The organism is Variovorax sp. GW531-E2 (assembly GCF_059423125.1).
Genome location: NZ_JBWKXQ010000103.1, coordinates 1 through 10,560, shown reverse-complemented (window position 1 = coordinate 10,560; position 10,560 = coordinate 1). Strand labels below are relative to the sequence as shown.

The following is a 10,560-nucleotide window of genomic DNA, read 5'->3' as shown; positions in this document are numbered from 1 at the left end:
CACCTCCCCACCCAGCCCGCCGAGATCGCCGCCGACGTGCTGCGCTGCTGGAACGCCGGCGCCAGCGTGGTGGCCATCCACGCGCGCCGCCCCGACGACGGTGCCACCTGCAACGCCGAGGTGTACCGCGACATCAACAGCCGCATCCGTGCGCTCGGCAGCGACATCGTGCTGAACAACTCCACCGGCGGCGGCGTGCACGGCGACATGGTGAAGCCGCTGGCGGGCGACCGCTGGGAGATCGCGTGGGAAGAGCGCATCAAGGGCATGGACGCCGGCGCCGAGATGTGCACGCTGGACGCCACCACGCTCAACCTGAGCTTCGAGGGCAAGCAGATCCTCATGGACACGCCCATCACGCGCGGGCGCGAGCTGGCCGCCGGCATGAAGGCGCGCGGCATCAAGCCCGAGTGGGAGGTGTTCAGCCCCACGCACATCCTGCAGGACACGACCACGCTGATCGAGGAAGGCCATGACGACGAGCCCTACTTCGTCAACCTGGTGATGAACGTGCACCGCAACTTCCAGAACGCGATGCCGTACTCGCCGCGCAACCTGCAGATGATGGTCGACACGCTGCCCAAGGGCGCCATCTTCGGCGTGAGCGGCATCGGCATGTCGCAGCTCGAAGCCAACGTGGCGGCGCTGCTGCTGGGCGGGCATGCGCGCGTGGGGCTGGAAGACAACCTCTACTTCCGCCACGGCGAGCTGGCCACCAACGTGCAGCTCACCGAGCGCATCGTGCGCGTGATCCGCGAGCTCGACATGGAAGTGGCCACGCCGGCCGAGGCGCGCCAGATCATGGGCCTGCCGCGCGTGGGCCGCCCGCGGCCCGAGTTCGCGCTGGGCTGAAGACGCACGAGAACAACGAACGGAGACACGCACATGAACATTCCCCGCACCGCCCTGGCTCTCGCACTCGCCGCCGCATTCGCATCGGGCGCATCGGCCCAGGTGTCCGACGACACCATCCGCATCGGCTTCATCAGTGACATGTCGGGCCTGTACCGCGACTACGACGGCCCGGCCGGCGCCGAAGCCATCCGCATGGCCATCGCCGACATGGGCGGCGCCATCAATGGCAAGAAGATCGAGCTGGTCACGGCCGACCACCAGAACAAGCCCGACATCGCCGCCGCCAAGGCGCGCGAATGGTTCGACGTGAACAAGGTCGACATGCTGATCGGCGGCGTGAATTCGGGCGCGGCCATTGCCATGGCCGGCGTGGCGGCCGACAAGAAGAAGCCGTACTTCGTGGTGGGCTCGGGCGCGTCGAGCCTCACCAACGAGTACTGCTCGCCCTACACCGTGCACTACGCCTACGACACCGTGGCCATGGCGCGCGGCACCGCGAGCGCAGTGGTCAAGGCCGGCGGCAAGAGCTGGTACTTCGTGGCGGCCGACTACGCCTTCGGCGCCGCGCTGCAAGGCGACGCCACCAAGACCGTGCAGGCCAGCGGCGGCACGGTGGCGGGCTCGGTGAAGCACCCGCTGGGCGCGAGCGACTTCTCGTCGTTCATGCTGCAGGCGCAAAGCTCGAAGGCGCAGGTGCTGGCGCTCGCGAATGCGGGCGGCGACACGGTGAACGCCATCAAGTCGGCGGCGGAGTTCGGCATCAGCAAGAACATGAAACTCGCCGGCATGATCATCACCATCAACGACGTGCACGCGCTGGGCCTGAAGGCTTCGCAGGGCATGTACCTCACCGACAGCTGGTACTGGAACCAGAGCCCCGAGTCGCGCGCCTGGGCGCGGCGCTTCTTCGACAAGCACAAGCGCATGCCCTCCTCCTTCCATGCCGGCGACTACTCGGCCGCGTTGCAGTACCTGCAGGCCGTGAAGGCCGCGGGCAGCGACGACGCCGACAAGGTGATGGCGCAGCTGCGCAAGACGAAGTTCAACGACATGTTCGTCAAGGGCGGCTGGCTGCGCGACGACGGCCTCATGGTGCACGACATGCACCTCATGCAGGTGAAGACGCCGGCCGAATCGAAGGAGCCGTGGGACTATTACAAGGTGATCGAGAACATCCCCGGCGAAGCCGCGTGGACCACCAAGACGGAGAGCCGCTGCGCGCGGTGGAAATCGGCATGAACCCTATCAACGATGTGAAGCGCGTCGCCGTCGTCGGCACCGGCGTGATCGGCGCCAGCTGGGCCGCGCACTTCCTCGCGCACGGGCTCGACGTGAACGCGACCGACCCCTCGCCCGGCGCCGAAGACCGGCTGCGCGCCGCCGTGGCGCAGCACTGGCCGACGCTGGAACGCTTCGGCCTCGCCGAAGGCGCCTCGGTCGACCGCCTGCGCTTTCACGACAGCCTGGAAGACGCGGTGGCCGTGGCCGATTTCGTGCAGGAGAACGGCCCCGAGCGCATGGACTTCAAGATCGACCTGTTCCGCCGCATGGACGCGGCCGCGCCGCCGGAGACCATCCTCGCGTCGAGCTCGTCGGGCCTGGCGATCAGCGGCGTGCAGTCGGGCTGCGCGCACCCGCAGCGCGTGGTGCTGGGGCATCCGTTCAACCCGCCGCACCTGATTCCGCTCGTCGAGGTGATCGGCGGCGAACAAACTTCGCCCGACGCCATCGCCCGCACGATGGCCTTCTATGCGGCCATCGGCAAGCGGCCGATCCACGTGAAGCGCGAGGTGAAAGGCCACATCGCGAACCGGCTGCAGGCCGCGCTATGGCGCGAGGCGTTTCACCTCGTCAACGAAGGCGTGGCGAGCGTGGCCGACATCGACTCCGCCATCGCGCACGGCCCCGGCCTGCGCTGGGCCGTGATGGGGCCGTTCATGAACCTGCACCTCTCGGGTGGTGCGGGCGGCATCGAGCACCTGCTCGCGCACCTGGGCGGGCCCATCGAAGACTGGTGGAAGGACCTGGGCGCGCCGTCGATGACGGACGCGTTGAAGCAGCAGGTGGTGCAAGGCGTGGACGACGCCCTCGGCACGCGCCACACCGCCGACCTCGAAGCCGCGCGCGACACCCTGCTGTTGAACCTGATTCGCGCCAAGGCCGAGACGGGTACGCTGGACTGACATGACCGACTTCCTTCTCGACGACACACTGGTCGCGCCGCCCCGCACGGTGCGCATCGACTTCGACGACGGCTCGTTCGTGCTGCGCTCGCCGACGGCGCTGCAGCCGTATGCGCGCTGCATCGGCGAGTGGATCGAGCGCTGGGCGCGCGAGACGCCCGACGCGCTGGCCTTTGCCGAGCGCGATGAAACGGGCGAAGGCTGGCGCACGCTCGACTACCGGGCGCTGCGCGCGGCCGTCGGTGCGGTGGCGCAGGGCCTGCTCGACCTGGACCTGCCGCCGGGCCGCCCGGTCGTGATCCTCTCGGACAACGCCATCGACCACGCCGTGCTGATGCTCGCGACGATGCACATCGGCCGCACCGCGTGTTCGCTGTCGAGCGCGTACTCGCGCATGGCGAAAGACCCGTCGCGGCTGCACGGCATGTTGAAGGCGCTGCAGCCCGGGCTGATCTACGCCTCCGACGCGAAGGTGTACGGCGCATCGCTCGCAGGCAGCGACATCGAGGCAGTCACCGTGTTCAGCCGCAATGCCAACACGCATCCGGGCGCGCTGGCTTTCGACCAACTGCTCGACGCGAAGGAAACACCCGCCGTCATGCAGGCCTTCGCCGCCGTGGGCCCCGACACGCACGCCAAGTACCTGCTGACCTCCGGCTCCACCGGCCAGCCCAAGGTGGTGATCAACACGCACCGCATGCTGTGCGCCAACCAGCAGATGATGGCGCAGACCTGGCGCTTCCTGTCGCAAGAGAAGCCCGTGCTGGTCGACTGGCTGCCGTGGAGCCACACCTTCGGCGCGAACCACAACCTGCACATGGTGCTGTGCCACGGCGGCGCGCTCTACATCGACGAAGGCCGGCCCGCGCCCGGGCTCATCGAGAAGACCGTGCGCAACCTGCGCGAGGTGAAACCCACGCTGCTGTTCAACGTGCCGCGCGGCTTCGACATGCTGCTGCCGTTCCTCGAAGCCGACGACGCGCTCGCCGCCGAAGTGTTCTCGCGGCTGCGCCTGGCCTTCTACGCGGCGGCCGCGCTCGCGCCTTCGACCTGGCAGCGCCTCGAAGCCGTGGCGCGGCGCGTGCGGCCCGCGCGCCCGCTGTGGCTCACGACCTCGTGGGGCGCCACCGAGACCTCGCCCGCCATCACCTCCGCGCACTGGCAGCTCGACGGCGCCGGCTGCATCGGCGCACCGCTGCCGGGGCTGGAACTGAAGTTCGTGCCCAACGGCGAGAAGCTGGAGATGCGCGTCAAGGGCGTCTCGGTGTTCCCCGGCTACCGCGACGCGCCGCGCGAGACCGCCAGCGCCTTCGACGCCGAGGGCTACTACCGCATCGGCGACGCGGGCTTTCTTGCGAACCCCGGCGACCCGACGCAGGGCGTGATCTTCAACGGCCGCGTGGCGGAAGACTTCAAGCTCTCGACCGGCACCTGGGTGTCGGTGGGCACGCTGCGCGTGAAGCTGGTGTCGCTGCTGGCGCCGCATGTGCAGGACATCGTGCTCACCGGCCACGACCGCGACGCGATCGGCATGCTGGTGTTCGCCAGCCCGCAAGGCGCCGCCCTCGCGCCCGAGGCGCTGGCCGCGCGCATCGCCGGGGTGCTGCGCGCCCTGCGCGACGAAGGCGCGGGCTCGTCGCAGTGCCCGGCCTGCGCGCTGGTGCTGGCCGAACCACCCAGCCTCGACGCGGGCGAGATCACCGACAAGGGCTACATCAACCAGCGCGCCGTGCTCACGCGGCGCGCGGCCGAGGTGGCGCGGCTGCATGCGCCGGCGCCGGGCGATGCGGACGTGATCCGCGCCACCTGAACGCGGCGGGGTTGGAGAACCCGGGAATGTTTTCTACGATGGCCGGGCCACCCGCCATTTCAACTTCCCGGAGACGCCGCCCATGTCCACCCCACCCTGCGTGACCTTCGAAGCGGACGGCCCCGTCTGCACGCTCACGCTGAACCGCCCCGACAAACGCAACGCCGTGGACGGCGTGGTGGCTGCCGCGTTGCGCGCGGCCTTCGAACGCTTCGAGGCCAACGACGCGCTGCGCGTGGCCGTGCTGACGGGCGCGGGCGGCCATTTCTGCGCGGGTGCCGACCTGGGCGCGGTCGGTGATCCGGCGCGCCGCAACGAGCTCGACCCCGACGGCGGCGGCGCCGGCCCGATGGGCCCGACGCGCATGGCGCTGTCCAAGCCGCTGATCGCGGCGGTGAACGGTTACGCGGTCGCGGGCGGGCTCGAGCTGGCGCTGCTGGCCGACCTGCGCGTGGCCGACGACGACGCGGTGTTCGGCGTGTTCTGCCGCCGCTGGGGCGTGCCGCTGATCGACGGCGGCACCGTGCGGCTGCCGCGCCTCGTGGGCATGGGGCGCGCGCTCGACCTGATCCTCACGGGCCGGTCGGTGTCCGCCGCCGAGGCGCTGGCGATGGGCCTGGTGAACCGCACCACGCCGCCGGGCGGCGCGCTGGCCGCCGCGCAGGAGCTGGCGCGGCAGATCGCCGCCTTTCCGCAGCAATGCATGCTGGCCGACCGCCGCTCCGCCTTCGAGCAGTGGGACCTGCCGTTGGCCGAGGCGCTGCGCCGCGAAGGCGCGCAGGGCGTGCCGATCGTCGCGGCCGAAGGCGAAGCCGGCGCCGCGCGCTTTGCCGGCGGTGCGGGCCGGCACGGCACCTTCACCGGCTGATTCAAGCGCGCCGCCGCAACGCGGTGCGCAGCGCCTTCGCAAAGCGCGGATCGGCCATGGCGCCCACATTGAAGCGCGACCAGCGCGAGACCTGCGTCGAGTCGACGCTGAAGATGCGCCCCGGCGCCATCACGATCTTGCGCGGCAGCAGTTCCTTCGCGAAGGCCAGCGAGTCGTCCACGCCGGGCAGCGCGGCCCAGATGTAGAGCGACTGCGGACTGCGCGCGAAGACCTCGGCGTCCACGGCGTCGAACAGCTTCAGCGCGTCGCGCGTGGCCTCGCCCAGCCGCTGCTGCAGCCGCTTGAGGTGCCGCTGGTAGTGGCCCTCGCTCAGGATGACGTCGACCGTGCGCTCGCTGTACTCCGAGCTGCTCACGTGGATCAGCGCCTTCAGGTCGGCCAGGTCGCTCGCGAGGTCGGCACCGCAAGCGATGAAGCCCACGCGCAGCGCGGCCGAGAACGACTTGGAAAAACTGCCGATGTAGATCGTGCGCTCGAGCTGGTCGAGCGCCGAGAGCCTCGGCAGCGCTGTGGGCTTGAAGTCGGCCAGCGGGTCGTTCTCGACGATCAGCAGGTCGTACTTCTGCGCCAGCTGCAGCACGCGAAAGGCCTTGGCCGGCGAGATGTCGGAGCCCGTGGGGTTGTGCGCGAGCGACTGCGTGAAGAACAGGCGCGGCCGTTCGGCGATGAGCAGCTGCTCCAGCACCTCGAGGTCGGGCCCGTCGGCCAGGCGCGGCACCGCGAGCATCTGCGCGCCCGCGAGCTTGAGCTTGCCGAACAGCGGGTAGTAGCCCGGGTCGTCGACCAGCACCTTGCCGCCGGGCGGCACGAAGTAGCGGATGACGATGTCCATCGCCTCGTTGGCGCCGTGCGTGAGCACGATCTGTCGCGGCTCGGCGCCGATGCCGAAGTCCGCCAGCTTGCGCACGAGGTGGTCACGCAGCGGCGCATAGCCGAAGCGGCTGCCATAGCGGAACAGCGCACCGAGCCCCGTGCGCACAACCTTCGGGTGGTACTTGTCCAGCCGCACGTCGGCCAGCCATTCGACGGGCGGAAAACCGTCGCCCACGGCGACCGCATCGGGCTGGGTCTTGAGCTGCTCGCGCATGAGCCACACGATGTCCATCGCGCGGCCGAGGCTGCCCGCGTCGTCCTCGGCGGGCTTGGGCGTGGCCGTGGCCTGCGCGAGCACGTAGTAGCCCGAACCGCGCCGCGGCTCGACGAGGCCGCGCGACACCAGCAGCTCGAAGGCGGCCACCACGGTGTTCTTGGCGTAGCCATGCAGCTGCGCGAGTTCGCGCAGCGAGGGCAGCTTGTCGCCGGCCTTGTAGGCGCCGCTCGCGATCTGGCGCGCGAGGGTGTCGGCGAGCGAATCGGCGATCGTGGTCATGGGTTTGGACTGTGACACAGCGAGGCGCGGCGGCGCACCACTGTCCGCACTGTCCCGCCAAACTGTGCCTTCCGCGGGCGGTACAGCCGGCCTAAATTGCCTGCTCCCGAATTCACCTTCCGAAGAGACACGCACCGATGGCCGCCGATTCCCGCATTCCCAATTTCCGCGCACTCACGCCCGCCCAACGCCTGGCCCACATTGCACAAGCCGCCGCGCTCACCGACGACGAGGTGGCACTGCTCGCCCAGCCCGGCGCACTGGGCGTGGAGCGCGCCAACGGCATGGTCGAGAACGTGATCGGCACCTTCGAGCTGCCGCTGGGCGTGGCCGGCAACTTCACCGTGAACGGGCGCGACTACCTCGTGCCGATGGCGGTGGAAGAACCCTCGGTGGTCGCCGCCGCCTCCTTCATGGCCAAGCTGGCACGCGAAGGCGGCGGCTTCGAGGCCTCGAGCACCGGGCCGCTGATGCGCGCGCAGGTGCAGGTGATCGGCATCACCGACCCGTACGGCGCGCGGCTGGCGCTGCTGCGTGCGCGCGACGAGATCCTGGCCGTGGCGAACAGCCGCGACAAGGTGTTGATCGGCCTGGGCGGCGGTTGCCGCGACATCGAGGTGCATGTGTTCGGCGACACGCCGCGCGGCGCGATGGTGGTGATGCACCTGATCGTCGACGTGCGCGACGCGATGGGCGCGAACACGGTCAACACGATGGCCGAGGCGGTGTCGCCGCTGGTCGAGAAGCTCACCGGCGGCACGGTGCGCCTGCGCATTTTGTCGAACCTGGCGGACCTGCGGCTGGCGCGTGCGCGCGTGCGGCTTGCGCCCGCCGTGCTGGCCACGCGCGAGCGCAGCGGCGAAGAGGTGGTCGAGGGCGTGATCGACGCCTACACCTTCGCGGCCATCGACCCCTACCGCGCGGCGACGCACAACAAGGGGATCATGAACGGCATCGACCCGGTGATCGTCGCGACCGGCAACGACTGGCGCGCGGTGGAAGCCGGCGCGCATGCGTATGCCTGCCGCAGCGGACGCTACACCTCGCTCACCACGTGGGAGAAGGACGCGGGCGGCGCACTCGTCGGCACCATCGAGATGCCGATGCCGGTGGGCCTGGTCGGCGGCGCGACGAAGACGCACCCGCTCGCGCGGCTCGCCTTGAAGATCCTCGACGTGAAGTCGGCGCAGGAGCTCGGCGAAGTCGCCGTGGCCGTGGGCCTCGCGCAGAACCTCGGCGCCCTGCGCGCACTCGCCACCGAAGGCATCCAGCGCGGCCACATGGCACTGCACGCCCGCAACATCGCGCTGGTCGCGGGCGCCACCGGCGACGAGATCGACGCCATCGCCAAGCAGATGGCGGCCGAGCACGACGTGCGCACCGACCGCGCCGTGGCGCTGCTCGACGCACTGCGCAAGAAGTAAGCAACGCGGGCGCAGCCCGCACCACGGTCCGCGGCCGACACCGCGGCGGTCGCGCACGCGGCCGTCACACAACCACAGACGGAGACAACTCGAATGAACGCAGACAGTGCAACGCCCGCCCGCTGGCGGCTGGTGGAGATATGGGGCGACACGGCCGACCTGGGCCACCTCGCGTGGTCGATCGCGATCGGCGTCGCGGTGAGCCTCACGGGCTACCTCGTGGCGAGCCGCGTGCTCGCGAGCGTGGTGAGCACGCCTGAGCTGGCGCGCGCCTACGCGATGCTCGCGGGCCTCGGCGGCTGCGTGGTCTCGGGCGTGATCTGCGCGAAGCTCTTCACGCCCAAGCGCGAAGTGGTCGAAGGCACCGCCGCCGATCCGCGCTGGCGCGAGGAGGTGCTGGCCGAGCTGGCCGCCGAGCACGGCGACCTGGGCTCGGTGGACGACCTGCCGCCGGTGGTGGTGCGCGAGATGAAGGAGCTCGAAATCTACGAGCTCTTCGCGTCGTACAAGCCCCAGGCCGCCAAGGCCGTTGAAGGAGCCGCCTCGTGATCGACGCCGCCCTGTTCAACCAGATCCTCGTCGCCACCGGCATGGGCCTCGTGGGCGCCATCGTGTTCGCGGCCATCGGCCTCGTCTCGGGCACCGACGAAACCACCACGCTCGCCCCGCTCACCCTGCTGGTGGTGCTGCTGGGCGTGCCACCCGAAGGCGTGTTCACCTTCTTCCTGGCCGCCGCCGTGGCCAAGCACATGACGCACGCGGTGCCCACGGCGCTGCTGGGCATTCCGGGCGACACCATGGCCACGCCGCTGCTGCAGGACGCCAACGTGCTGCGCAACCTGGGCGTGCCGCACATCGCGCTGCGCAAGATGGTGTCGGGCGCGATCATCGCGGCCTTTCTCGCGGTGCCGCTGGCCGTGCTGTTCGCGGTGCTGCTCGCGCCGTACGGCGCGGCCATCACCAAGGCGGCGCCGTGGATCTTCGTGGTGGCGGCCGTGGCCATCGCCTACTTCTCGAGCGGGCGCTGGGCCTCGGTGGCCACGCTGGTGCCGTTCGTGATGGTGATCGTGGCGCTGCAGGCGCTCACGGGCAAGTACGGCGTGAAGCTCAGCATCAGCTACTTCCTGGGCATTGCGATCGGGCCGCTGGTGGCCGACCTCTTCTCGGTGATCTCGCCCGCGGCGCGTGCGCGCATGAAGCGCGACAAGGTCCGCACCTTCTCGCTCGCGCCCGACGTGAAGGGCTGGTCGGGCTACTTCCCCAACCCGTTCAAGGTGCTCGACCGCGGCCAGGTGAAGTGGACCTTCGCGACCGCCGCGATCTCCAGCGCCACCTTCGTGTTCAGCCCGGTCGCGATGACGGTGGTGCTGGGCGAGCTGGTCGGCTCGCGCATCAAGCATGCGTACCACCGCCTCACCACCACGCTGGCCGCGCGCAACGGCGTGACCGAGGCCACCTACATCGCCGAAGCGCTGATCCCGCTGATCGCCATCGGCCTGCCGCTGAGCCCGGTGGCGGCCGGCCCCGCCGCGCCGCTCTTCAATGCGCCGCCGGTGTTCACCATCGACTCGGCCACGGGCCAGACGCACAACCTGCACAACCTGCTGAACCACTGGGAGTTCCTGGGCTACGGCATGCTGGCCGTGGTGCTCGCGGCGCTGGTGGCCTACCCCTTCACGATGAACTTCGCGCGCCGCGCGGCGCTGTTCGTGTCGCGCAAGGTGAGCCACGAGGCGATCATCGCGACCTTCGTCGGCTTGATCGTGGTGATCAGCGTGTGGGAAGGCCAACTGCTCGGCCTCCTGGTGATCCTCACGATGGGCCTGCTCGGCGGCCTGCTGTCGCGCGCCATCGGCTTCAACACGGGCGTGCAGTTCATGGGCTACTACACGGCGGTGCTGACGGTGCCGGCGGTGATCAAGGCGTTCTCCTGATCGGCCGGCTGCACACCAGCAGCGCGTCCATGTGCCCAGGACACTGGGTGCTTCCCGCAGCGAAATCAAGGAGGAGGCCGCAGGCCGGGGGACATT

General features: G+C 70.0%; 9 protein-coding genes. 8 read left to right on the top strand and 1 reads right to left on the bottom strand.

Translation table 11 applies throughout. The features are described from left to right. The 5 genes from AC07XP_RS31540 to AC07XP_RS31520 all read left to right on the top strand — a co-directional run. Nucleotides 1-852: beta-keto acid cleavage family enzyme (locus tag AC07XP_RS31540; protein ID WP_495266877.1), on the top strand; the 852-nt coding region annotated here is incomplete at its 5' end. Nucleotides 853-885: 33 nt separating this feature from the next. Next, a complete protein-coding gene (locus AC07XP_RS31535) occupies nt 886-2,094 on the top strand; it encodes an ABC transporter substrate-binding protein (protein ID WP_495266876.1) in 1,209 nt (402 codons plus the stop codon). Next, nucleotides 2,091-3,038: a 3-hydroxyacyl-CoA dehydrogenase NAD-binding domain-containing protein gene (locus tag AC07XP_RS31530; RefSeq protein WP_495266875.1), complete on the top strand. Its 948-nt coding sequence runs from the start codon at nt 2,091-2,093 to the stop codon at nt 3,036-3,038. The genes AC07XP_RS31535 and AC07XP_RS31530 overlap by 4 nt, the downstream gene beginning before the upstream one ends. A 1-nt stretch (nt 3,039) precedes the next feature. Beyond that, nucleotides 3,040-4,848 carry a feruloyl-CoA synthase gene (locus tag AC07XP_RS31525; RefSeq protein ID WP_495266874.1) on the top strand — a complete coding sequence of 603 codons (1,809 nt, stop codon included), beginning with the start codon at nt 3,040-3,042 and terminating at the stop codon, nt 4,846-4,848. Between the two features lie 82 nt (nt 4,849-4,930). After that, complete coding sequence (locus tag AC07XP_RS31520) at nt 4,931-5,716, top strand: crotonase/enoyl-CoA hydratase family protein (protein WP_495266873.1); 786 nt, start codon at nt 4,931-4,933, stop codon at nt 5,714-5,716. Nucleotide 5,717: 1 nt separating this feature from the next. On the opposite strand, the gene AC07XP_RS31515 is transcribed toward AC07XP_RS31520, so the two are convergent. Then, nucleotides 5,718-7,106 (bottom strand): aminotransferase-like domain-containing protein, encoded by a 1,389-nt coding sequence (locus tag AC07XP_RS31515; protein WP_062481803.1) that lies wholly within the window; start codon nt 7,104-7,106, stop codon nt 5,718-5,720. 137 nt (nt 7,107-7,243) lie between these two features. On the opposite strand from AC07XP_RS31515, the gene AC07XP_RS31510 reads away from it, so the two are divergent. The 3 genes from AC07XP_RS31510 to AC07XP_RS31500 all read left to right on the top strand — a co-directional run bounded on the left by AC07XP_RS31510 (nt 7,244) and on the right by AC07XP_RS31500 (nt 10,464). Then, the gene (locus AC07XP_RS31510) at nt 7,244-8,530 is read left to right on the top strand and encodes a hydroxymethylglutaryl-CoA reductase, degradative (RefSeq protein WP_492742480.1); all 1,287 of its coding nucleotides are present in this window, start codon (nt 7,244-7,246) and stop codon (nt 8,528-8,530) included. 93 nt (nt 8,531-8,623) lie between these two features. Next, nucleotides 8,624-9,079, top strand: coding sequence for a hypothetical protein (locus tag AC07XP_RS31505; protein WP_307696823.1), 456 nt, complete (start codon nt 8,624-8,626; stop codon nt 9,077-9,079). 41 nt (nt 9,080-9,120) lie between these two features. Beyond that, a complete protein-coding gene (locus AC07XP_RS31500; protein WP_139140391.1) occupies nt 9,121-10,464 on the top strand; it encodes a tripartite tricarboxylate transporter permease in 1,344 nt (447 codons plus the stop codon). The last annotated feature ends 96 nt before the right edge of the window (nt 10,465-10,560 follow it).

What these genes read in the sequence shown, in the direction of transcription:
- AC07XP_RS31535 (WP_495266876.1), top strand. Translation starts at nt 886, where the DNA reads ATGAACATTCCCCGCACCGCCCTGGCTCTCGCACTCGCCGCCGCATTC.
- AC07XP_RS31530 (WP_495266875.1), top strand. Translation starts at nt 2,091, where the DNA reads ATGAACCCTATCAACGATGTGAAGCGCGTCGCCGTCGTCGGCACCGGC.
- AC07XP_RS31525 (WP_495266874.1), top strand. Translation starts at nt 3,040, where the DNA reads ATGACCGACTTCCTTCTCGACGACACACTGGTCGCGCCGCCCCGCACG.
- AC07XP_RS31520 (WP_495266873.1), top strand. Translation starts at nt 4,931, where the DNA reads ATGTCCACCCCACCCTGCGTGACCTTCGAAGCGGACGGCCCCGTCTGC.
- AC07XP_RS31515 (WP_062481803.1), bottom strand. Translation starts at nt 7,106, where the DNA reads ATGACCACGATCGCCGATTCGCTCGCCGACACCCTCGCGCGCCAGATC.
- AC07XP_RS31510 (WP_492742480.1), top strand. Translation starts at nt 7,244, where the DNA reads ATGGCCGCCGATTCCCGCATTCCCAATTTCCGCGCACTCACGCCCGCC.
- AC07XP_RS31505 (WP_307696823.1), top strand. Translation starts at nt 8,624, where the DNA reads ATGAACGCAGACAGTGCAACGCCCGCCCGCTGGCGGCTGGTGGAGATA.
- AC07XP_RS31500 (WP_139140391.1), top strand. Translation starts at nt 9,121, where the DNA reads ATGGGCCTCGTGGGCGCCATCGTGTTCGCGGCCATCGGCCTCGTCTCG.